The 22,933-nt window shown below is 62.3% G+C and carries 22 protein-coding genes; 9 read left to right on the top strand and 13 right to left on the bottom strand.

Annotation, left to right across the window (positions count from 1 at the left end):
- Positions 1–55 precede the first annotated feature (55 nt).
- Positions 56–715: an arylsulfatase gene (locus CEY05_RS07900; protein WP_088598549.1), complete on the top strand. Its 660-nt coding sequence runs from the start codon at positions 56–58 to the stop codon at positions 713–715.
- On the opposite strand, the gene CEY05_RS07905 is transcribed toward CEY05_RS07900, so the two are convergent.
- The 3 genes from CEY05_RS07905 to CEY05_RS07915 form a co-directional block, all read right to left on the bottom strand.
- On the bottom strand, positions 694–1,317 hold the full coding sequence (locus tag CEY05_RS07905; protein ID WP_088597955.1) for an FMN-dependent NADH-azoreductase: 624 nt from the start codon (positions 1,315–1,317) through the stop codon (positions 694–696). The genes CEY05_RS07900 and CEY05_RS07905 overlap by 22 nt on opposite strands.
- A gap of 78 nt (positions 1,318–1,395) precedes the next feature.
- Positions 1,396–1,722 (bottom strand): multidrug efflux SMR transporter, encoded by a 327-nt coding sequence (locus CEY05_RS07910; protein WP_088597956.1) that lies wholly within the window; start codon positions 1,720–1,722, stop codon positions 1,396–1,398.
- Positions 1,723–1,762: 40 nt separating this feature from the next.
- On the bottom strand, positions 1,763–2,407 hold the full coding sequence (locus tag CEY05_RS07915) for a glutathione S-transferase family protein (protein WP_233161426.1): 645 nt from the start codon (positions 2,405–2,407) through the stop codon (positions 1,763–1,765).
- Positions 2,408–2,409: 2 nt separating this feature from the next.
- Between CEY05_RS07915 and CEY05_RS07920 the strand changes: the two genes are divergently transcribed.
- Complete coding sequence (locus tag CEY05_RS07920) at positions 2,410–3,657, top strand: pyruvate dehydrogenase (RefSeq protein WP_143220315.1); 1,248 nt, start codon at positions 2,410–2,412, stop codon at positions 3,655–3,657.
- Here CEY05_RS07920 and CEY05_RS07925 read toward each other — a convergent pair.
- Positions 3,654–4,511, bottom strand: a complete 858-nt coding sequence (locus CEY05_RS07925; protein ID WP_088597958.1) for a LysR family transcriptional regulator — start codon at positions 4,509–4,511, stop codon at positions 3,654–3,656. The genes CEY05_RS07920 and CEY05_RS07925 overlap by 4 nt on opposite strands.
- 88 nt (positions 4,512–4,599) lie before the next feature.
- Here CEY05_RS07925 and CEY05_RS07930 point away from each other — a divergent pair, with 88 nt between their 5' ends.
- Positions 4,600–4,980, top strand: coding sequence for a tautomerase family protein (locus CEY05_RS07930; RefSeq protein ID WP_088597959.1), 381 nt, complete (start codon positions 4,600–4,602; stop codon positions 4,978–4,980).
- A 99-nt stretch (positions 4,981–5,079) separates the two neighbouring features.
- Positions 5,080–5,556 carry a YbaK/EbsC family protein gene (locus CEY05_RS07935; protein WP_088597960.1) on the top strand — a complete coding sequence of 159 codons (477 nt, stop codon included), beginning with the start codon at positions 5,080–5,082 and terminating at the stop codon, positions 5,554–5,556.
- A gap of 14 nt (positions 5,557–5,570) precedes the next feature.
- Here CEY05_RS07935 and CEY05_RS07940 read toward each other — a convergent pair whose 3' ends face one another.
- Positions 5,571–6,134, bottom strand: coding sequence for a TetR/AcrR family transcriptional regulator (locus CEY05_RS07940; RefSeq protein ID WP_088597961.1), 564 nt, complete (start codon positions 6,132–6,134; stop codon positions 5,571–5,573).
- A 78-nt stretch (positions 6,135–6,212) separates the two neighbouring features.
- On the opposite strand from CEY05_RS07940, the gene CEY05_RS07945 reads away from it, so the two are divergent.
- Together CEY05_RS07945 and CEY05_RS07950 are read left to right on the top strand one after the other, a co-directional pair.
- A complete protein-coding gene (locus CEY05_RS07945) occupies positions 6,213–6,962 on the top strand; it encodes a glucose 1-dehydrogenase (RefSeq protein ID WP_088597962.1) in 750 nt (249 codons plus the stop codon).
- Between the two features lie 25 nt (positions 6,963–6,987).
- On the top strand, positions 6,988–7,731 hold the full coding sequence (locus CEY05_RS07950) for an SDR family oxidoreductase (RefSeq protein ID WP_088597963.1): 744 nt from the start codon (positions 6,988–6,990) through the stop codon (positions 7,729–7,731).
- Positions 7,732–7,788: 57 nt separating this feature from the next.
- On the opposite strand, the gene CEY05_RS07955 is transcribed toward CEY05_RS07950, so the two are convergent.
- Entirely contained in the window at positions 7,789–9,741 is a 1,953-nt protein-coding gene (locus CEY05_RS07955) for a CocE/NonD family hydrolase (RefSeq protein WP_088597964.1), read from the bottom strand.
- Positions 9,738–11,324 carry an ABC transporter substrate-binding protein gene (locus CEY05_RS07960; protein ID WP_088597965.1) on the bottom strand — a complete coding sequence of 529 codons (1,587 nt, stop codon included), beginning with the start codon at positions 11,322–11,324 and terminating at the stop codon, positions 9,738–9,740. Before CEY05_RS07960 ends, CEY05_RS07955 begins: the two co-directional genes overlap by 4 nt.
- A 228-nt stretch (positions 11,325–11,552) precedes the next feature.
- Between CEY05_RS07960 and CEY05_RS07965 the strand changes: the two genes are divergently transcribed.
- A complete protein-coding gene (locus tag CEY05_RS07965; RefSeq protein WP_088597966.1) occupies positions 11,553–12,554 on the top strand; it encodes a LysR family transcriptional regulator in 1,002 nt (333 codons plus the stop codon).
- Here the strand turns inward: CEY05_RS07965 and CEY05_RS07970 are convergent.
- The 3 genes from CEY05_RS07970 to CEY05_RS07980 form a co-directional block, all read right to left on the bottom strand.
- Positions 12,541–13,419, bottom strand: coding sequence for a tripartite tricarboxylate transporter substrate binding protein (locus CEY05_RS07970; protein WP_233161427.1), 879 nt, complete (start codon positions 13,417–13,419; stop codon positions 12,541–12,543). The genes CEY05_RS07965 and CEY05_RS07970 overlap by 14 nt on opposite strands.
- A 116-nt stretch (positions 13,420–13,535) precedes the next feature.
- Positions 13,536–15,278, bottom strand: coding sequence for an acyclic terpene utilization AtuA family protein (locus CEY05_RS07975; protein WP_088597968.1), 1,743 nt, complete (start codon positions 15,276–15,278; stop codon positions 13,536–13,538).
- A gap of 9 nt (positions 15,279–15,287) precedes the next feature.
- A complete protein-coding gene (locus CEY05_RS07980) occupies positions 15,288–16,337 on the bottom strand; it encodes a tripartite tricarboxylate transporter substrate binding protein (RefSeq protein ID WP_088597969.1) in 1,050 nt (349 codons plus the stop codon).
- 120 nt (positions 16,338–16,457) lie between these two features.
- On the opposite strand from CEY05_RS07980, the gene CEY05_RS07985 reads away from it, so the two are divergent.
- Positions 16,458–17,381: a LysR family transcriptional regulator gene (locus CEY05_RS07985; RefSeq protein WP_088597970.1), complete on the top strand. Its 924-nt coding sequence runs from the start codon at positions 16,458–16,460 to the stop codon at positions 17,379–17,381.
- Here CEY05_RS07985 and CEY05_RS07990 read toward each other — a convergent pair.
- The 3 genes from CEY05_RS07990 to prpC form a co-directional block, all read right to left on the bottom strand.
- Positions 17,378–18,538, bottom strand: a complete 1,161-nt coding sequence (locus tag CEY05_RS07990; RefSeq protein ID WP_088597971.1) for an acyl-CoA dehydrogenase family protein — start codon at positions 18,536–18,538, stop codon at positions 17,378–17,380. The two genes, CEY05_RS07985 and CEY05_RS07990, sit on opposite strands and share 4 nt — an antisense overlap.
- 89 nt (positions 18,539–18,627) lie before the next feature.
- Positions 18,628–20,079 (bottom strand): bifunctional 2-methylcitrate dehydratase/aconitate hydratase, encoded by a 1,452-nt coding sequence (locus CEY05_RS07995; RefSeq protein ID WP_088597972.1) that lies wholly within the window; start codon positions 20,077–20,079, stop codon positions 18,628–18,630.
- 21 nt (positions 20,080–20,100) lie between these two features.
- A complete protein-coding gene (gene prpC / locus CEY05_RS08000) occupies positions 20,101–21,258 on the bottom strand; it encodes a 2-methylcitrate synthase (RefSeq protein ID WP_088597973.1) in 1,158 nt (385 codons plus the stop codon).
- A gap of 178 nt (positions 21,259–21,436) precedes the next feature.
- On the opposite strand from prpC, the gene CEY05_RS08005 reads away from it, so the two are divergent.
- Entirely contained in the window at positions 21,437–22,891 is a 1,455-nt protein-coding gene (locus CEY05_RS08005; protein WP_088598551.1) for a short-chain fatty acyl-CoA regulator family protein, read from the top strand.
- Positions 22,892–22,933 lie beyond the last annotated feature (42 nt).

Genomic DNA, 22,933 nt, shown 5'->3' on the forward strand with positions numbered 1-22,933 from the left:
ACATCGAGACAATGGAAGTATCCACGTCGAACCTTACTTCGAGAGGATTGTTCACGTGAAAATATCTTTCTTGCACACGATGGAAAGTAACGAAGCCGTTTTTGGGCATGCAGCAATGCAAGCGGGTTTGTCACCAGCTCAAATTCGTCATGTCGTTCGTCCGGATCTGCGTCAGGCAATGGAGCAGCAGTCATCGGCGGGACCCAGCGCGCATGACCTGGTCCATGAAGTCCTGCGGGATTTGGCTATCGACGCCGATGCGGTAGTCGTGACCTGTGCAACGCTTGGGCCCGCGGTCGACACCATGGAAGCGTCCGCATCCCGCTTTGTCCGGGCAGATGCCGCATTGGCACAGGCTGCGTCGCGCTCCGGGAAGAAGCTTGCCGTTTTGTGTGCGGTCGAATCAAGCGTTGCGCCGAACCGGACACTCTTCGAGCGCTACGCGGCCGCCACCGGTGCCAGCGTGACGGTCCGGCTCATCCCCGGCGCCTGGACGCTTTACCAGGAAGGCAAACATGCCGCATGCTTGTCGGCGTGTGCGCAGGCAGCAAGTCAAGCCTATGCCGATGGCCATGATGTCGTTGCCTACGCGCATCCCTGGATGGCAGGCGCTGTCGGGCTGGTGGAAACCGAGGGTCAACCGATGCATGCCGCAAAAGCCGCGTTGGATGCGGTCGGTTCCGCTCGTGGGTATCAAAACACCGAGGCTATATAGCTCGCATCGGCTTTTCCGCGCTCGATGGTTTCCTGCGCCCTGCCGTCCCAGGTGTGTTCGATCATGAGTGTCTTGACCTCGTTCACACCGATCAGCTTCAGCCAGAACTCGATGTAGTCCGCCTGGAACGCGAAGCCGGGCGCGCCTATGGCCGTGCCGGCCTGTTCGCTTTGGCCTCGGACATGGATGACCAATGCACGCGGAATCTTGAGCATCGGACCGTATCTCTTGCCGTCAAAGCTGAACAGCATATTCCTCTGGCTGACGAGGTCGATCAGCTGCTTGAGCTTGTACGGGTAGTCGAAGTTCCACATCGGCACACCGATGACGATGCGATCCGCTTCCTGAAAACGCGTGACGAGCGACTTTATCCGCAGCCAGACCGCCTGCTCCTTGTCGTTTAGCGGCGTGTTCGCCACGCCCTTGTATTTTGCCCCTATGGCCTCGTGGTCGAAATCCGGAAGGTCTTCTTCCCAGACATTCAGCGTGTCTACATGGATCGAGGGATCATTCCTGCAATACGCGTCGATAAAGGCGTTTGCGATAGCGATGGATGCCGACTTCTCGCGGCGTGGAGAAGATACGATGTTCAGAAGGCGCATCGGGGCGCTCCAGATGAGGCACAGCGTGTAAGAGAAAAACAATTGAAAGCCCTGCGGAGGGCGCACTCAGGCTGACGATCAGCTGCCCGCGGCTTCGGAATAGCGCAGACCGATGATTCCGATAAACGCCAATCCCATGAAACAGCCTCGGCTCCAGCTCATTTCTTCGTTGAAGGCCCAGACGCCGACGATGACCAGGCCCAGGGTGCCTATGCCCGTCCATATCGCGTACGCCATACCGACTGGCAGCGAACGCAGCGCCATGGCGAGCAGGTAGATACTGCCTAACGCGGCCACTACCGCGCCGACGCTCGCCACGGGCTCTGTCCACCCCCTGTTCAGTTTGAGAGCGACGCCCATGACAATTTCCAGCCCGGCGGCCAGGAAAAGATAGATCCAGTTCACGGCAACGACCTCCCGGTGAAATGAAGCGCTCGGGCCGGGGTCAGACCGCGCCCTTGCTCGCAAGAAGCCCCGCCTGTACCGCGGGCCGGGCATGAATCACGTCCAGCCACCGCCGTACATGCTCGAAGGGCTCGATGTCCAGGTCCAACTCATGCCAGGTCTCCAGCCACGTGAACGCGGCGATGTCGGCAATGCTGTAGTCGTTCGAAGCAAGGAACCTGGATTCGCCCAGGCGGGTGTTCGCCACCTGATAAAGCCGGAGCGACTGCGCGCGGTAACGCTCGACGGCCTCGGCATTCCAGTTCTTGGACGCGTGCAGGAACCACCATAGCTGCCCAAGCATCGGGCCGATACCGCCGATCTGGAAATGCAACCACTGCTGGACGGCGACGCGCCCGGCGTCCGTCTCCGGTAGCAAGCATCCTGTATCCGATGAGAGATAGGACAGGATGGCGCCGGACTCAAAGATGGCCAGATCCTTGCGGCGATCGACGATGGCGGGGATCTTGCCATTGGGATTGATCCTCAAGAACCCTGGCTGATGCTGGTCTCCCCTCGACAGGTCAAGATTGAACTGCTCATAGTCCAATCCAGCTTCCTCAAGGAAAATACTGACCTTCCGTCCATTGGGCGTGTCAGCGGTGTAGAACGCAATGTCTTTGTCGTTGGGCATGAGCTTGTTCATCCATGGCTTTTCCGCATCATACAATTGCATATACAATCATTGCAATTGCAATTCATAAATCCATGTCAATTGCACAAACCAACCCTCAGCATGAAGGCCTGAGCATGATTGGGCGACACCCTCTTTCGTCTCCATCGGAACGACCTGGCCGGCAGGTTGCGCGCGCGTGTATCGAATGCCTCGATTCGGCGGAAATGGCGCGCCTGTGCGAAAGGGCTACGCCTTACGAGGCGTTCCACGCCATCGCCAAGCGCCTGAAGCAGGACGAAGCATTCGGCAGCGACGTCTTGCTTGTGAAGGCGACCGGGACAAGGACCGTCAGCCGGTCAGGGGCTGCGATCAGCGCAGCACTGGATGATGGGCACGTCAGCGCCTGGCCGCTCTGGTTTCGTCACGCAGAGGACGACTTCGACATGCCCCTCCTCTACCTGCTGCGTTCCGATTCCGTCGCAAAGCTGCGTGCGGCGATGGGCGAAGCGATGGATCGCGCCATCCTGTGCAACGACGCCGAAACGGTGAAATCCCGATGGCCCAAAGGCGTGCAACCGGGCGTACCCCTCTGGCTCGCCGGCAGCCCGGACAGCTTTCCCTACGATCCCGCCTCGGGCGCCGAAGCCTTGTCCATACTACGTTCGGCCATGCAGGCCCTGTACGTCGACGACAAGCCAGGCTATTTCTACTTCACCCTGCACAATGCGGCGAGTGACGTCCCGGCCCCGCCGCAGGCCGATCTTGCGCACGCACCCAGGGGTATGTATCAGGTGACTCATGCCCCGCCATCCAATCGCAGGGTAATAAGGCTACTCGGCGCGGGCCAGGCCTTGTCCCGCGTCATGCTCGCCGCCGATGTCCTCAGGAATCAGTGGGGCGTCGACAGCGAGATTTGGAGTTGTCCAAGCTACACCTGCCTGGCACGGGAGGGCTACGCCGCGGAACGCTGGAATACGCTGCATCCTGCTGCAATGAAAAGGACTGCGCATGTCGAGGCCTGCCTCGGCGCCAACCGCAACCCCGTCCTGGCAATCACAGGATACGGACAACATATTGCCGACCAGATCGGCAGGTTCGTCCCCTCCCGATTTGTTGCAATGGGATCGGACTCGCACCCGGGCCTGGCGGGATGTCCCGAAGTGGACTGGATCGTTGCTGTCGCGCTCAGAGTCCTCGGCGACGAGGGCATCGTGCCCTCGCACTGGGCTCACGAAGCGCTGCAGCGCCGTGCTTCCCGCGGCCGCGCAAAGCCGTCCTAACCCCGTACCGCGCTGCGAAAGGCTGCCGCGAGTGCGCCTAGCGCATCCCGCCCCCGCCCGTCCTTGACTCTCGAATAGAGTAGAACGGGAAGCCGGGGCAGCTCGGGCAGCCCCAGCTTGGGACCGACGTCGAGGGCGCCGAAGGGAACCATGCGCGGCGACAAGGCGGCGACGCCCAGCCCGGCCATGACGGCAGCGGCCACGGCCATTACCCCGCCTCCCACAAAGACTTCGGTCCAGGCAATACCTGCCTCGTCGAGCAGCTCCTCGGCCATTGCGCGCACGCCGCAAGGCGCTGCCATCGTGGCAAGCGGTAGCGGCTCGCCCGCGCGATGTTCCCAGCCGGGGACGGCAAACCAGCCGAATTTTTCTTCCGCGATCATCTCGCCATCGCTGCGGTCGACGTGCTGGCGCACCAACACCGTATCCAGCTCGCGCCTGTCGAAGTCGTGCAACAAGTCACCCGACGAACCAATCCGGATTTCGATAAGCAGTTGCGGATTCTGGCTATTCATGCGGGCGATGAGCGCGGGAAGCTCTGGCCCCGCCACATGGTCGCTGATGCCGATGGCCAGCCGTTGCCGCGCGCTGACAGCGACAGACAGCGCGCGTTCATGCGCTTCCAGGAGTGCTCGCGCGTGGACCAGGAAAGCGGCGCCCTGCCCTGAAAGCTCGACATGCCTGGGGGTACGTTCGACCAGCCGGGCGCCCAGCCTTTCTTCCAGACGCTTCAGCTTCAGGCTGACCGCGGCCTGCGTGGTCCGAAGCGCCTCCGCTGCCCGCGTAAAGCTGCCCAATTCCGCAATGCGGACAAATGCCCTGACGGCATCGAGATCCAGGGTGCGCTCAGCCATTCTTATTGCTTATCTTTGAAATAAACACTCATAGCTTATCAGAATAGATAATAGCCAGCACGGCAATCAACCGACAAAGGAAATCACCATGCCACTCGTTCATATCTCATTGCGTTCCGGAAAACCGGAAGCCTATCGGCAGGCCATCTTCGACGGCGTCTACCAGGCATTGCAGGACACCTTCGATGTGCCCGAAGACGATCAGTTCATGGCCCTGACCGAGCACGAGGCCGCGAACTTCCGCTACGGCAAGTCCTACCTCGATGTCGCGCGCAGCGATGACGTCGTCTACATCCAGATCACCGCGAACAATACTCGCAGCATCGATCAGAAGAAAGCGCTGTTCCAACGCATCGCGGAATTACTCGGCGAACAACCAGGCATCCGTCGTGAAGACGTCTTCATCAACATCGTGGAGGTGTTGAAGGAGAATTGGTCGCTGGGGAACGGCGTCGCGCAATACGCCTGAGCGCATGAAGAAAGTCTCCTATACTGCGCGGCTGGGCCAACCCGAAATGCTCCCCTGGGCAGCCAGGGTTGAGCCAACCCCCGGTATCCAGGAGACAGCATGAGTGTGCATTCGGTACGCGCGTTTTTCGCGGAGCGCCATCCCGAGATCGAAATCGAAGAGTTCGACACGAGTACCGCCACGGTCGCCCTTGCCGCCGCCGCGCTATCGGTGACCGAGGGGCAAATCGCCAAGACCCTGGCGCTGCGGGTCGAAGACAGGGCCATCCTGGTGGTCATGCGCGGCGACTCGCGCCTGGACAACAAGAAGTTCAAGACAGCCTTCGGCACCAAGGCGCGCATGGTTGGCACCGAAGACGTCGAACAACTGACGGGCCATCCCGTCGGCGGCGTTTGCCCGTTCGGGCTCGCGACGCCTCTGCAGGTCTACTGCGATGTGTCGCTGAAGCAGTTCGACGTGGTCTTCCCCGCGGCCGGGTCAAAGAATACCGCTGTGCGTATCGAACCTGAACACATGGCCACGCTCGTCGGCGCCGAATGGATCGACGTCGCGCTTGCTCCCGAGGCTGGCTTTTGACGGAGCTGGATCGCTCAACGCTTCCCGATGCCATCGATGAACAGGTCGACCAGATGACCGACGCGCGATGCCGCCGTGCCCCCTTGCTCGACGGCAAGAGAAACTGCCATGACGACGCACACGAGATCGTCGACTGAAACATCCTTGCGTATGACCCCTGCCTTTTGCGCGCGCTGCAGCAAGCGCTGGCCTTCTTCCTGGCCAGCCTGGCAGCCCGCGGTCCCGCACTTCAACACCGTACCCAGCGACGCAGCCAAGCCACGGTAGTGACTGGCGTGCGCCACCAGGTCCCTGACGAAGGCGCGTATCGAAGCGCTGGGCTCCATCATGTCATCCCGCGCCTGGCTGGCCGCCGCGAGCGACAACATGCGCTCGTCACTGGTAGCGGCGAGTAGCGCCTCGCGCGTCGGGAAGCGGCGATACAGCGTCCCGATGCCGACTTTCGCGCGTTTGGCGACTTCGTCCAGCGACGCATCCGCGCCCCGCTCAAGGAAAACCTCTTCCGCCGCCGCCAGGATGCGCTCGCGATTGCGCGCTGCGTCAGCCCGCAATGGCGCGTCTTCGATTTTGTTCGTCATTCTTGGTCTCGATTGCCAAAGCGGATGATACCTCCATATAATAAGTGGAGTAATTCTCCACTTAAGGAACGAACAACGATGACCAGGCGTTTCGAGAACAAAGTCGTAGCGATTACCGGCGGCACCGAGGGCATAGGCCTGGCGACCGCCAAATGCTTCGCAGCCGAAGGCGCAAGGGTTTACGTGACGGGTCGCCGCGCGGACCGCGTGGACGAAGCAGTGCGTGAAATTGGCAATGGTGCCGCCGGCGTGCAGGGCGACGCCGCCAATCTTGAGGATCTGGATCGGCTCTACGGCCGCATCCGGGATGAGCACGGCAAGCTGGATGTCGTTTTCGCCAATGCCGGGATCGCAGGGTCCGAGCCACGGCCCCTGGGTACCATCGCCGAAAAAGACTTTGACCAGATCTTCGGCCTGAATGTACGTGGCCTGCTGTTTACGGTGCAGAAGGCCCTGCCACTGCTGGCCAGTGGTAGCGCTATCGTCCTCAACGGATCGGTGGCGGGCAGCAAGGGCTTCCCCGATCAATCGCTCTACAACGCCACCAAGGCGGCGGTGCGTTCCTTCGCGCGCAGCTGGACGGCCGACCTGAAGGAACGGGGCATACGTGTGAATGTCGTATCTCCGGGCGGGACCGACACGCGCCTGATGCGCGATTACCTCGACACGCGCCCCGGCATCGAGGATGCGCTGAAACAGATGGTGCCGCTCGCACGCTTGGGCCAACCCGATGAAATCGCCCGCGCCGTGCTCTTTTTGGCGTCGGCCGAAAGCAGCTACATCGCGGGCGCCGAACTGTTCGTGGACGGCGGCGCGGTCGCCATCTGATCCCATTCACTGAAGGAGTACTTTCATGGCGACTGAGAAAATTGCCCTCGTGACCGGTGCCAACAAAGGAATCGGACGGGAGACCGCCCGCCAGCTTGGCGCGCTCGGCCACACGGTCTGGCTGGGCAGCCGCGACGAAGCGCGTGGCAAACAGGCCGCCGAAGCGCTGCAGCGTGAGGGGATTCGAGCGCATTTCGTCCAACTCGACATCACCGATGATGCTAGCGTCCGCGCCGCTGCCGCCCGCATCGAAGCGGAATCGAAGCGCCTCGATATTTTGGTCAACAACGCCGGCATAGGCTCGGGCCTGGCGTCTCCACCCAGCGAAGAAAGCATCGACGACATGCAAAGCATGTTCGACGTCAATTTCTTTGGCACCGTGCGCGCCACGCAGGCGTTCCTGCCTTTGCTGCGCAAATCCGAGGGCGCCCGCATCGTCATGCTGAGTAGCGGCCTTGGCTCCATCACCCTCACCGGCGATATGAAAGCCCCGACCTGGGGGCTCCATGCCACCGGCTACTCGGCATCCAAATCCGCCCTCAACATGTATACGGTCAAGCTGGCGAAGGAAGTGCTGAGCGAAGGGATCAAGGTCAATGCGGCCTGCCCCGGGTCGGTGGCCACCGATATGGGCGGCGCGCATGCGCCCCGCTCCGTCGAACAAGGCGCCGTGATTGCCGTGCGCCTGGCTACGCTAGGATGGATGGGCCCTACCGGCGGCTTCTTCCACGATGGAGATGGCCCCGGCCTGGCTCCCTACGGGTGGTGATGCGCCGCTAGCGTGCACAGGCAATCGCCTGCCAGGCGAGGTGCGCCATCCATTTTGTCAACCCGCCCGCGCGAAATCCGGCGTCAGGCCCTGCAAAACAGCCGGATCCGCCAACGGCAGCGTCATGGACGACGGGTGCTGCTTCGATAGGTGCAGGGTGTTCACCGCAATCCGCGTGACGCGCGCATCGGCCGCCGACTCGCCGGTGTTGGGGTTGACGTCGTACTTCGGAAAATTGCTGCTGGCGATATCCAGGCGGATGCGGTGTCCTTGCTTGAACAGGTTGCAAGTGGCAAACGGCTCGATGGTGATGGCATATACCTTGCCTTGTTCGAGCGCCGTCGCCTTCTCCCACGACTCGTGGAAGCGGCAGCGGAATATGCCGTCGGTAATGTTCAACGCATAGCCTTCGGGATAATCCGCGCTGGGTGGATAGACATCGACCAGCTTGGCCGTGAAGTCGGTGTCGGGCGCATCCGAGGATATGAACAGCCGCACCGTCACGGGCCCGATGACGGCGACGTCCTTGTCCAGCACGTCGGTCTGGAACACCACCACATCGTCGCGCGCCGCCAGCGGCATGCCAGGATGGTCGCACCCGAAGAAACGTTCGTCTTCGCGCTGGTCGAAGCCGCCGCCGGAAAACACCGGCTCACCGGACGTCAGCGAGCCGCCGATCGTCGGCACCGGACGGCGGGGATCCGAAGCATACGAGATGCACGCATTGCCGGACGCAGGCTGTTGCGTAGACAGGCCGCCGTCGGCGTGCAAATAGAACGCCGTATCCGTCGCTTCGGGCAGGGGCCACCCCGCGGCGGTTATCCAGCGCCCGCCATGTTCGAAGCGCCCGTGCGCATTACGCCGGCCGCTGCCGCCGCCCATCAGGAACAGGCGCGCTACCGGGTCATCCATACCCGTTAGCGCGACGGCAGGCGCAAGACCGCCTGCTGAAGCGGCGCCTGCCCCATCGTCGCCCGCCACAGCGCCCTTCAGCCAACGATCGAACCACGCCAGCCTGAATGCCAGCCAGTGTTCGGCAAGATGGCCGTCCAGCTTCGCCGCCTCGCCAAAATCGGCGTCGCCCGAATACGGGGTGTTGCGGTCGCCGTGCAACCAGGGTCCCATGATCAGGCGTACCGGCGCACTGCGCCCCTGCGTCAGCCCATGGTAATTTTCCATCGTCGTACGCACATACGCGTCGTACCAGCTGGACATCAACGCTATCGGGATATCCGGGATTTTGTCGTAGTAGCCTTGCGCGTAGATGCCCGTGCGGCGCCACGACTCGTCGAACGTATCGGCGCGCCATTGCTCGAACAGGTAGTCCTCGTACTCCGGCACAAACTTCAGCGGCGAATGCCCCGGTCGCCAAGGCATGCGTGTGAACCACTGCTTGATGTCCTGCGCGTCCAGCGCCGCGGCAACCAGCGGATCGCGCTGCGCGGCAGGGCTGAGCCGGGCTTGCTTGAAAGCCCAGGTGGCCTGTTTCAGTTCGAATGCCCCCGACTGCCGGATGCCGCATTGGTACCCATTGGAGAAGCCACCGGAGTCCAGCACCATGCAGGCCAGGCCGGGCGGATTCAGGCAGGCCGCTGCCATCTGGGTATGGGCCGCGTAGGACAGGCCCATCGTGCCTATCCTTGCACACCAGGGCTGCTGCGCGATCCACGCCAACGCGTCGTAGCCGTCTTCGCCATCGGACAGATACTTCACGAAGTGGCCTTCCGAGCCGTAGCGCCCCCGGCAATCCTGGAAGACCACCGCATAGCCACGCGCCACGAAATATTGCGCCACCTCGCCACGGGGCACGCCCTGGCGGTCGCCGATGCGTTCGGACCGTGATACCTCGGCCTTGCCATAGGGGGTGCGCTCGACGATCGTGGGCAAGGGCACGTCGTGGCCCGGCCGGTAGCCCGCCGGCAGGTAGATGTCCGTGGCCAGGCGCACGCCGTCACGCATCGTGACCATGACGTCGCCCAGTAATTCATAGCCAGTGGTGGCGCTGCTCATTTCTGCTCCTCTATGTACTGGGCCGACGTGCGTTCCAGCTTGTTGGCGTGGAAGATGATCCCTTTTCGGGCCGCCCACTCGGCCACGGGAAAGTACAGCGGCACCACTGCCACGTCGTTGAAGGCGGTTTCGGCCGCCTGCCGCAGCAACGCGTTTCTCTGCGCCGGGTCGAATTGCGACGAGGCCTGCGCCAGCAGGCTGTCGAAGCGCGGATTGGAATAGCGCGACCGGTTGAAAGCACCAGTGCCCTTGTCCGCGTCAAATGTCGCCAGCACGTTGGTCAGGCCGTTGGCCGAGTCGCTGGTGCTGTTGCCGTACGAAAAGATGAACGCGCTGTAGGTTTGCTTGGCGGCGGCGCCGGCATAGATGTTGTAGGGCTGCGGTACCACCCCATTGACCTTGATACCGCCACGGGCCAGCATCTGGCCCATGGCCTGGCCGATTTCGCTGTCGCCGAAAAAGCGGTCGTTGGAGGTATGGATGGTGATACCGAAGCCATTGGGATAACCCGCTGCAGCCAGCAGCGCCTTTGCCGCCGCCGGGTCAAATTTCGGCGCGGGCAAGGCCGGCGAATAACCGCCCAATCCTTCGGGCACCATCTGTCCCGCCGGCACGCCGGCACCGCTCAGCAGGCGTGCCGTTATCGGTTCGCGCATGATCAGGGCAGAAATCGCCTGGCGCACCCGCACGTCCTTCAACGGGTTGACCGACATGGGCTTGCCGGCTGCATCCGTAATGAACGGACTGCGGTCGCGGGCCGAGTCCAGCGCCAGGTAGATCAGGCGCGCCGATGGCGACGAAAAGACGCTGACGGCGGGATTGGTCTTCAGCTTGGCGGCGTCGTTGGGCGGAACGCTGTCGATCAGGTCCACCGTACCGGACAGCAAGGCCGAGACGCGGGTTGCGCCGTTGCCGATATAACGGATGGTCAGGCTTTCGAAATCCGGCTTGCGGCCCCAATAGTCATCGTTGCGCACCAGTTCCAGCCGATCGCCGGGCTGCCAGTGCTTGAATTTGTAGGGGCCGGTGCCGATGGCAGCCGTGCCACGGTTGAAATCCTCGTTCTTCTTCCCATCTGCCGCATGCCTGGCCAGTATGTACACCAGGCCGATCTGCTCCATGAAGTCCGGCACCGCACCCTTGGTGTGGAAGCGCAACGTCGAGCCATCGACGATGTCGATCTTGTCGATGCTGCGCACCGCCCCCGTGAAAGGCGCCGGGCTGTTGGCCACGCTGTTCGCGCGCTGCATGGAAAACACCACGTCTTCAGGCGTCAACGGCGTGCCGTCGTGGAATTTCACGCCCTGGCGCAGCTTGATTTCCCAGGTATCGGGCGCGCTGGCCTTCCAGGACACGGCCAGCCCGGGCTGCACCTGCATGTTCTCGTCGGTAGACACCAGGCGGTCGAAGATGTTTTCCGCCGCGGCCTGGTTGTTGCCCGTGCGCGAAAACAGCGGGTCCATGGAAGACGGCTCGGCGGCGACGGCGATGGTCAGTGGTCGGGCCGCCGCCGGCGCGGCTGCCCCTGCCAGCGTGACGGCCAGCGCCAATGTCAGACCGGCACGGCGGGTGGCTTCGATCATGATGCGGTTTTCCTTGTGGCCGGTGATGCCGGCGCAGACGGCGGTCCCAGGCGGCGCGCCATGGTCCGCACAGAATGCCGGTGGCCGGTATCGCAGGCAACGTTATGCTTAAGCCACATGCCGCTATGCGTTTTCCAGCAATCTAAGTGTTAACCCTGGCGAAACGTACGCATAATCCCGTCGCGCGCGAGCCTGATCCTGGCGGCGCCTGCCTCATCTGACATCATCATGAATTACAAACAACTGGAAGCGTTTCGGGCCTTCATGATCACCGGTTCGACCATCGAGGCGGCGAATCGCCTGGGCCTGTCGCAATCGGCGGTCAGCCGGCTGCTAAGCCAGTTCGAAGCCGACCTGGGCATAGCCTTGTTCTTGCGGCGCAAGGGGCGATTGCATCCAACCGAGCAGGCCGAGGCGCTGCTGCCCGATGCCGAACATATGCTTGCGGGCGCCAACGGCTTTCACCGCCACGTTAACCAGCTGCGGCTGGGCGGGCCGCGCCGCACGTTGATTCGCGTGCAGATGCCTACGACCATCGCGCACCTGATCATGCCCGGCGTGGCGCGCGCCTTCATGGCGGACCATCCAGAGGCAGTGCTCGAAGTATTTTCGGGCGCCTACGAGCACGGCGAGCTGTCGGTGCTGGGGCGCGAGGTCGATATGTCGCTGCTGCGCATTCCTACCCAGAACCATGGCCTGGACGTGACGCCGTTCATGTCCACCGAGGCGGTGTGTATCTTGCCCACGGGCCATCCGCTGTTGCGCTTGAAGGAGATCGCCGCGGGTGACCTGGAGGACACCGACCTGGTGCTGCTGGGCCGGCAGCGGCCGCTGCGCCACGACATCGACATGGCATTCCGGCATGCGCGCGTGCGGCCCAGGATACGCGCCGAGGTGCACTCCGTGGATATGGCCTGCCGATTCGTGGCGCAGGGCCTGGGCGTATCCATCGTCAATGGTCTGCTGGCCAGCCTGAACCGCGACTTGCCCATCGAGCGACGGCCTTTTCGGCCAGCCATCGAATACCGCTTCGGCATCGCGACGTTGCAGGGCCAGCCGGCGCATCCCCTGGTGCCGGCACTATCCGCCCGCATCATCGATGCCCTGAAGGCCGCGGCCGGCGCGGATACCTATCGCGTGATTACGCCGGACGCCGAAGCGAACCTGCTCGGGCACGGCAGCGCTTCCGGAGTCCATCAGCCAGCCGCCCCCTCTCCTACTGCGCCGTAGCGCCCGCCGCCTGGACGAGTTGCGCCTGGCGAGGAATTTCGGCGTTGAGATACGTGGTCACCTCCGACGGCGGACCCGCCTTGATCTGGATACCCATTTCTTCCACGGTCGCGCGCAGTTTTTCATCGCGGAGCACGCTGCCGAGCGCCGCGTTGAGTTTGTCGATTGCCATCGGCGGGACGCCGCGGGGCGCGAGCAGGGCGAAACAGGTATCGCTTACGAGATCCGGAAATCCTTGTTCGGCCGCGGTAGGGACATCGGGTAGCACCGCAGCCCTCGATTGGGAGAACACCGCAAGTACCTTGATGTCTCCCGACTTGGCGTGCGCAACCGTCATGGGAACGACGGGAAACATGGCGTCCAATCGTCCTGCCTCCAGGTCCGTCAAGGCGGCACCGGGTGTTTGATACGGAATATGCGCCATGTGGTTACCCGCGACGCGGTTCACCATTTCTCCCGCGATATGCCAGGAACTTCCCACCCCGGTCGTGCCGTAGCTGAGCTTGTTCGGCGTCCGCTGCGCAAACGCTATGAACGTTCTCAAATCCCCCGCCGGACTGGCCTTGCCAACCGCCAACACATTCGGTGTACATCCCACCATGCCGATTGGTGCAAAATCAGTGCGCGGGTCATAGCCAACCTGTTTATACAGCGCGAGATTCGTCGCCAACGGACCAGTCCACGATATTGCGATCGTATAGCCATCGGCGGGCGCCCGTGCAGCTTGCGCCATGCCCACATTGCCACCGGCGCCCGGTCGATTCTGGACCACGATCGATGTGTCCAGGCGCTTTCCCATCTCGGCGGCAAGCAGTCGCGCGAGCGGATCCGATGAGCCGCCCGCGCCCGCGGGCAAGATCATCATGATAGGCCGCGCCGGCCACTCGGCAGCCTGAGTGGGCGAGGACAACAAAGCAGCGACACCCCAGCACGCAAGATGCACCCTCTTCCAATGCCGCAAGGACACCATGTTCATCCCCTTTACATCACGCTGACACGGGTTTGGATGCTCGCGCGCGGCACCAGGCAGGAATTCAGTCCGATCACCGAACGAACCCGTGAGCCGACGGCACTCGTTGCCCATTTCCCCGTCCCGGACACGCCATTGACAGCCAGCGGATCGACCTCCTTGCGCAGCTTTTCGGCCTCGGCCCGATCGCTCGTCTTGAGGGCAATCCGCAAAATGACCTCGTAAGGATCCGCGCTCGACGGCGGACTTGCCTCGCGATGGACACCATTGACCCCAAGGAAATCGAAACGCAGCTCTTGCGCACTCAACTTGATGGCGTCGAATCGCTTGCGTAACAAATCCCGGGTCATCATCGCGCGGTCAAGCGCGCCAGGGCCCGCGAAAATGACCATTTCCTCGGTCATATACCCCTCACGGACGCCGACCAGGGCCTTGAGCGTTTGCGGTCGCGGCGCTCCGACCGCGGTGCCCAGATGGACGGCGACCTCGTCCTTGGCCGTCTGGGTGAACGTGACAGCCCCCAGGTTCGTCACGCAGTCGGGGCCCAGGTAATGCGCGGGATCCCCGACCTCATAGAGCAGTTGCTCCTTGCACGTCGCGGGAGTAAGCAGCCCACCTGACCCCGGCAATTTGCCTAGCCTGATGTCGTCTTCCCAGACCTCCGCTATGGGACTGCCCAGGTTCTCCAGCCCCGGCACGTCCTTATATCCTGGATCGGCGAAGTAGCCACCCGTCAATTGAGCGCTGCACTCCATCAAATGCCCGATCACCATACCGCGAGCCATTTTCCCGTAATCGTCGAGTGACCAGCCGAACTCGTGCGCCAGTGGGCCCAGGTACAGGCAGGCATCGGCCACCCTTGTCGTCACCACGACATCGGCGCCATCGCGCAGCGCCTGCACGATGCCATCGCATCCCAAATACACCTCGGCGGAAACGATGCGCTCCGCAGCCGATGAGACTAGCTCCTTGGTCTCCAGGAAGCTCAGGCCCAGATCGGTGATCCGCTCCGTCAGGTCGGCGCCACTTACCGCGGCAACTTTCAGGTCGGGCAGTCCCAGCTCCCCGGCCAGCGCCTTGATGCGGCGGGCGGCACCCTCGGGATCGAGCCAACCCTGGTTACTGATGATGCGGATACCCTTTTGCTTGCAGGCTTTGAGTATGGGTTCGAACCGTTCGACGAGGTAGGGGTCGTAGGCAACAGTAGCGCCCGCATCCTGTCTCGCGACCTGCGCCGCGCTCATCGTCACTTCGGACATGGTCTCGAAGCAGAGGTAATTCAAATCCCCCCGCTCCACCAGGTCGAGTGCCGCGCCAAATCGGTCCCTTGACCACGCGGTGGCAGAGCCCAAGCGGACACTCCGGCCAATGGGCGTTTCTCGCGGCTCGATGGGATTGGACTGATCCCTCTCCTTGCGGCCGACGTAGGCGGAGGGTACCTGAATGGGCAGCGTCAGCATCAAGGACGACAATGCCTTGCCCGACTCTTCAAAGGCAAGTGTGCGGGACCGACCGCCCTCCAGGACCTCGTCCATCATGAAGTTCAAGGCGCCGATGGCGGGCACCTCGAAGCGCGTGATTTTTCCCCTTGCGATCGCGCCATATACCTTCTGCACGGCCTCTACGGTGATCTGGTCACGAATCAAGGGATAGTCCTGTGGATCGTAGGCGATGACGGAAACCATGCTGCTGTTTCCTTTCTCCCCGGACCGCGAATGCGCGACCTCCCTGAGTGCTACGGTCTTTTCCGTCATGAACGATTCCTATTGGATTTGCGCGCCAGTGGCTTGTATGACTTCTGCCCACTTGTCGATGTCGCGCGTTAGAAATTTCTGAAAATCCTCCGGCGAGCTTCCGACCAACGTGAAGCCCTGCTGTCCCAGCTGCTTGCGCAGGTCCGGGTCGGCGGTCGCCTTCTTGATAGCCGCATTCAGCGCGTCGACGATCTGTCGCGGGGTTCCGGCAGGTGCAAACAAGCCCATCCACGCGGTTGCGTCGAAATCCTTGATTCCCTGCTCCAGCGCGGTGGGGACATCCGGCAGAAGGGGCGTACGCTGAGGCGCCAGCACGGCAATCGCCTTGATCTGTCCGCTGTTGATCTGGGACACCACGGCAGGCACCTGATAAAAAAGCAGGGGAACGTGGCCGGCTATCGTGTCGGCAATGGCCTGGCCGACCTCCTTGTAAGGAACATGATTCAACGGCGCGCCCGTACGAAGTTTCAGCAGCTCGCCAGCCATTTGTCCTGACGAGCCTATGCCGCCGGTGGCGTAATCCAGGCCACCGCGTGCACGCGCAACCTTCACGACATCCGCGATCGTGGACGCGGGAAGGTCCTTGTTCGCGACGAGCACATTGGGGAAATAGGCCACCAACGACACAGGTGCGAAGTCCCGAAGCACGTTATAGGGCAGACTCTTCATCATCGACTGGTTGATGGAGTGAGACGAAATCGTGCCCATGGCCAAGGTATAGCCATCCGGTGCCGCGTGCGCGACCATGCCACTGCCGACCGCCCCACCCGCACCCGCCTTGTTCTCCACGATGACCGGTTGCCCAAGCTGGGCTGCCATGTTCTTCGCAATGATTCGCGTGAGAATGTCGGTACTCGACCCGGCACCATACGGAACGATTACGGTGATGGGATGATCCGGATACCCCGGTTTCGCCGTTTTCGTCGGCTGTGTCGATTGCGCCGTCGCCACGCCGTTCGCGGCAACTACGAGCGAGCATCCGGTCAGCGTGCGCGATAGCTTGCCGACCGCCCGCTTCACACGCGGCAGCACGCCTGAAGCGCGAGATGTGGTTCCCATGTCCTTGTCTCCTGAGCGACGCGCATCTGGAGTGCGCTGGAAGCCATCTTAGGCACCCCAAAGAGATCGGACAAATGCTATGTTTTTGTTAATTATCAACGTGGCGCGATCACTGATTCCATGGACGAACACTGGCTTTCCATCTTGCGGCGCATCAATCTGAACCACTTGATCTCGTTCTCGGTCATTGCCGAAGAAGGAAGCTACCGACGCGCCGCCGCCCACTTGCACATCACGCAATCCGCACTGAGCGTGCAGATCCAGAAACTCGAAGCCGGGCTGGGCGTGCGCTTGCTGCACCGCGACACCCGCAGTGTCCGGCTGACGAATGAAGGAGCCCGTCTTCTGGAGTCATTCCGGCACTCGGGGCAAGGCTTGGCCCTGATGGTGTCCAATCTTCAGGCCGAGGGGCGTTTGCAGCGCGGGACGGTCACGGTTGCCGTCCTGCCTTCGCTGGCAGCAACCTATCTCCCCGATATCATGCTGCGGTTTCGGAAGGCGGTTCCCGGAATCAAGATCCGGCTCAAGGATGCAGACTCCCGGCGCGCTCATGAGCAGATCCTTCAAGGAGCCGTGGACATTGCCATTACTTCGCGACACGCGACCGAAGTCACGTTTCATTCGCTCTTCAAGGAGCCGCTTGTCGCCGTTACGCCCGCCACTGACCCGTTCTTCTCAAAACGGCGCTCCGTTACCGTTGCGCAACTGGCGACGCGGCCGCTGCTATTGAACCCAAGAGGGGTCGACTTGCGCGAGCAGGTCGAGAGATTGTTTGAAGCCGCCGGTTTGCCGGTGGTCGCCGCGCAGGAATTAACCAGCACTGCTCCCCTTGTTGCAATGACCGCCCGAGGTATCGGCGTTTGCATACAGCCGGCAAGTTCCTTGCAAGGCCTGGATCTGTCGCATTGCCGATTACTGCCTTTGCGGCCAGCGGCAACCAGGGAAATCGGTGCCATTCTGCTATCGGACCGGACGCCATCGCCGGCCACGGCGGCCTTCCTGGAATTTCTCCTGAGCCCTGGCGCGCCGACAGCGGATGCTTAGAACGAACGGGGCAATCCCAGGACGTGTTCCGCCACGTAGGCATAAATCAGGTTCGTCGAAATCGGCGCCACCTGGTACAGGCGCGTCTCGCGGAATTTGCGCTCGATGTCATACTCATTCGCGAAGCCGAAACCGCCGTGCGTCTGCAGGCAGACATTGGCCGCTTCCCAGCTGGCCTTGGCAGCCAGGTACTTGGCCATGTTCGCCTGGGCGCCGCAATCCTGATGGGCATCGAACCGGCGGGCTGCTTCGAACCGCATAAGATTGGCCGCCTCGACTTCGATGAAAGCATCGGCGATGGGAAATTGCACGCCCTGGTTCTGGCCGATCGGACGGTCAAAGACCACGCGTTCGCTGGCATAGCGGCGCGCACGCTCGATGAACCAGTACCCGTCGCCGATACATTCAGCGGCGATGAGTGTGCGTTCGGCATTCAAGCCATCGAGGATGTACTTGAATCCCCGCCCTTCCTCACCAATCAGGTTTTCTTCGGGAATCTCCAGATTCTCGAAGAACAATTCATTGGTTTCGTGATTGACCAGATTGGGGATCGGACGAACCGTCAGGCCCTTGCCGATCGCTTGGTGCAGGTCGACGATGAAAATCGACATGCCTTCGGATTTTTTCTTGACCTCGGCCAGGGGCGTGGTACGCGCCAACAGGATCATCAGGTCCGAATGCTGCACGCGGGAGATCCACACCTTCTGGCCGTTGACCACGTAACGGCCGTCCTTTTTCACGGCCGTGGTCTTGATCCTGGTCGTGTCCGTGCCGGTGGTGGGCTCGGTCACCGCCATGGACTGGATACGCAGCTCGCCAGCGGCGATGCGCGGCAGGTATTTTTCTTTCTGCGCCACGCTGCCATTACGCAGCAGCGTGCCCATGTTGTACATCTGTCCATGGACCGCCCCGGCATTGCCACCGGAGCGGTTGATTTCCTCCATGATCACCGTCGCGGCCGTCAGGCCCAGACCCGTACCGCCGTAGTCTTCGGGAATCATGGCGGCCAACCAGCCGGCTTCGATCAGGGCATCGACGAATTTTTCAGGATATGCCTTCTCTTCGTCCACCTTGCGGAAGTATTCATCGGGAAACTGCCTGCACAGTTGGCGGACTGCGTCGCGAATCTCCTGATAATCGTCGGCTTCGTCGAACATTGAGTTTCTCCGGATAGTTTTGGTACCAGACGTGGCCGACGGCGTCCACTCCGGTGCGCCTGTCCCCCTCACTCAATGTCCGGTGGCACTCATATTACATACATGTCGACGTACTCATGGACCGGCATGACTTCCAGTTTCTGCTGATCCAGCGACACGTCCAGGATGCGCGCCTGTTGGCGTGCGGGGAACTGCCTGGCCAGGTTCACGCGGAATTTTTGCTCCAGCAAGGGGATGCCGTCCCCACGCCGGCGGCGATGCCCGATCGGGTATTCGCATACCACCTCGTCCAGGCGGCTGCCATCCGTAAACTCGACGGTCAGCGCGTTGGCGATCGAGCGTTTCTCCGGATCGTGGTAATCGCGGGTGAAAACCGAGTCCTCGACACATTCGATCTTGTCGCGCAGGGCATCGATGCGAGGATCTTGCGCGAACGCGTCTTCGTAGTCGGCCGCCGTCAGGTGCCCGAAAATCAAGGGCACCGCGACCATGTACTGGATGCAATGATCCCGATCGGCAGGATTATTCAGCGGCCCTTTCTTGTCGATGATGCGTATGCAGGCTTCGTGCGTGCGGATGGTGATCTTCGCGATGTCGGCGGCCGTTTTGCCCGAGGCCGTAACCTTCCCATGCAGTTGCATCGCACACTCCACCGCGGTCTGCGAATGGAACTCCGCCGGATACGAGATCTTGAACAGCACGTTTTCCATCACGTAGCTGCCGTACGCGCGTTGAAACTTGAACGGCTGGCCCTTGAACAGGACGTCGTAGAAACCCCAGGTCTTGGCCGTGAGCACCGACGGGTAGCCCATTTCCCCGGTGCGAGCCATCAGCGCCAGGCGCACGGCGCGGCTGGTGGCGTCCCCCGCCGCCCAACTCTTGCGGCTGCCCGCATTGGGCGCATGGCGATAGGTGCGCAGGCTCTGGCCGTCCACCCACGCCAGCGAAACCGCGTTGATGACTTCGTCGCGGCTTAGCCCCAGCATCTCCGCCACCACGGCGGTGGAGGCCACCTTGACCAGCACGACATGGTCCAGGCCCACCTTGTTGAATGAGTTTTCCAAGGCGATGCAGCCCTGGATCTCGTGGGCCTTGATCATGCCCGTCAACACCGCACGCATGGTGAGCGACGGCTTGCCGGCGGCGACCGCGTTGCGCGACAGCCAGTCGGCGGTGGCCAGGATGCCGCCCAGGTTATCCGACGGATGCCCCCACTCGGCCGCGAGCCAGGTGTCGTTGAAATCCAGCCAGCGGATCATGGCGCCGATATTGAAGGCCGCCTGCACGGGATCCAGCTGAAACTGCGTGCCCGGCACCTTGGCGCCATGGGGGACGACGGTGCCCGGCACGATCGGGCCCATCAGCTTGCGGCAGGCAGGATATTCCAGTGCCTCCAGGCCGCAGCCCAGGGTATCGATCAGGCAGTTGCGGGCGGTTTCATAGGCCAGGTCGCTCTTGATTTCGTAGTTCAGGACGTAGTCGGCGATATCGGCCAGGACCTGGTCCGGCTGCGGGCGGACATTGGAGATGTGCGTGGACATGATGGGCGGTCTCGGAAAGGGTTACGCGCGTTCTTCGATGGGCACGAACTTCTGGTCTTCAGGACCGACATAGTTCGCGGTCGGCCGGATGATCTTGTTGTCGATGCGCTGCTCGATGATGTGGGCCGACCAGCCCGCCGTGCGCGCGATGACGAATAGCGGGGTGAACATGGCCGTGTGCACGCCCATGGTGTGATAGCTGACCGCCGAATACCAGTCCAGGTTCGCGAACATCTTCTTGGCGTCCTTCATCACGCTTTCGATGCGTTCGGCGATGTCGTAGAGCTTCATGCTGCCATGATCGCCCGCCAGCTTCTTCGAGATATCCTTGATGACCAGGTTGCGCGGATCCGAGACTGTATATACCGGATGCCCGAAGCCGATGACGACCTCCTTGTTCTCGACGCGACGGCGTATGTCCGATTCGGCTTCGTCCGGCGTTTCGTAGCGGCTCTGCACCTCGAAGGCAACCTCGTTGGCGCCGCCATGCTTGGGGCCGCGTAGCGCGCCAATGCCGCCGGTTATGGCCGAGTACATGTCCGATCCCGTGCCGGCCACGACGCGGCAGGTGAAGGTGGACGCGTTGAATTCGTGCTCGGCGTACAAGATCAGCGAGCTGTGCATCGCCTTTACCCACGCCTTGGGAGGCGCTTCGCCGTGCAGCAGATGCAGGAAATGGCCGCCGATGCTGTCGTCGTCGGTCTCCACGTCGATCATGCGGCCGTTGTGGCTGTAGTGATACCAGTAAAGCAGCGCCGATCCCAGGCATGCCATCAGCCGGTCAGCGATATCGCGCGCGCCCGGCACGTTATGGTCGTCCTTCTCCGGCAGCACGCATCCCAGCACCGAGACGGCGGTGCGCATGACGTCCATGGGATGGCTCGACGCCGGCAGCGCCTCCAACGCCGACCGTAGTTGCGCGGGCAAGCCCCTGAGCGCGCGCAATTTGCGCTTGTAGGCCTTGAGTTCGGACTCATTGGGCAGCTTGCCATGCACCAGCAGGTAAGCCACCTCCTCGAACTCGCTGGTGCCGGCGATATCCAGGATGTCGTAGCCGCGATAGTGCAGGTCGTTGCCGCTGCGGCCGACCGTACACAGCGCGGTGTTGCCGGCCACGACGCCGGACAGCGCGACGGATTTCTTGGGCTTGGGGGTGTTTGGGACTGCGGTGTCGCTCATTTTTCGTCTCCTCGGTCAATGAGGCGCGCCGGGCCAAGCCAGGCCGCTGCTCTTATTCGCAGTCTACGCAGCCGGACAGGGAGAGTCATGCAGTAAGGGGTGAACTCCAGCGAAGGGGCCATTGCATTTTTGCGAAGTTTGCAAATATGATCTACGGAATACCAGAAGGATGTGGATCGTGCGCAAGATTTTCATGGGTGTTCGCCTGCGCCGGCTACGCGAGGAGCGTCGCCTCACGCAGGCCGCACTGGCGGAATTGCTGGGGCTGTCACCCAGCTATCTGAACCAGCTGGAAAAGAATCAAAGGCCGTTGACCATGCCGGTGCTGCTGCGGCTGGGCGAAGTGCTGGGCGTCGACGCCCAGAGCTTCTCCGATGAAGAGGAAGCCCGCATGATCTGGGCGCTACAGGAAGTCGCCGCCGACCTGCCGGCATCGGCCATGGGCGGCCGCGACGACGGGCGTATCTCCCGCGCCGAGATCGCTGAAATCGCGACCAACATGCCCGCGGTGGGACGCGCGATGATTCAGCTGCACCGCCGTCACCGCGAAGCGTTGGAGCGCCTGGAAGCCCTGGCCGCCATCGCCGGTGACGAGGCCAACCGGACCTCCAGCCTGGCGACGGTACAGCCCTATGAGGAAGTGCGGGACTTCTTTTTCACGCACCACAATCACTTCGCCGAGCTCGACGCACATGCCGAGCAGTGTTTCCAGGCCTGGGGGCTGGATGGCATCCCCCCGCTGCGCATCGTCGACGCGCTGGAACAACGCCTGCAGGCGCAGCACGGCGTCACCATCGAACTGCAAGACCTGCACGATGGCGCCAAACGGGTGTATGACCCCGCTACGCGGCATTTGACCCTGCCGACGAGCTTGACCCCGGGACAGCGCAGCTTCCAACTCGGTACGCAGCTCGCTTTCCTGGAAATGGGGCAGACCCTCACGCGCATGGCGGACGCGCCGCGTTTCACCGGAGAGGCAGTGCGGCAGCTCGTGCGCACGGGGCTGGCCAATTATTTCTCGGCGGCGCTGATACTGCCTTACCAGCGCTTCCTCGATGCGGCGGAATCGTTACGCTACGACATCGATCTGCTGAGCCAGCATTTCGGCGTCAGTTTCGAGACCGTCTGCCATCGCTTGAGCACCATGCAACGGCCGCAAGCGCATGGCGTCCCTTTCTTTTTCATCCGGGTGGACCGCGCGGGCAACGTATCCAAGCGCCAATCCGCGGCGCGTTTCCATTTTTCCCGAGTGGGCGGGACCTGTCCGCTATGGAACGTCTATGAAGCCTTCGCGCATCCCGGACGGATCTTGCGGCAACTGGCACGCATGCCCGACGGGCGCGTCTATCTGTGGATCGCCCGCACCGTATCCCGGCAGATGGGCGGCTACGGGGAACTGGGGCAGGTGTACGCCGTTGCGCTGGGTTGCGATGTGGAGCACGCGCATCGCCTGGTCTATGCCAAGGGACTGGACCTGCATGATCCCGCGGCAAGCACGCCGATAGGCATGGGCTGCCGGGTCTGCGAACGCGCAGACTGCCCCCAGCGCGCGTTCCCCTATATCGGCCAGGGCCTCGCGGTAAGCGAGAACGTCAGCAGCGCCATTCCCTATCCACCGGCACACCGAAGTTAGCCAGGGCGGGCATTACCTCCACGATCCGTCGGCGTCGTCGCC

Origin of the sequence: Achromobacter sp. HZ34, assembly GCF_002209485.1 — a bacterium.
Classification (GTDB): Bacteria; Pseudomonadota; Gammaproteobacteria; order Burkholderiales; family Burkholderiaceae_B; genus Bordetella_C.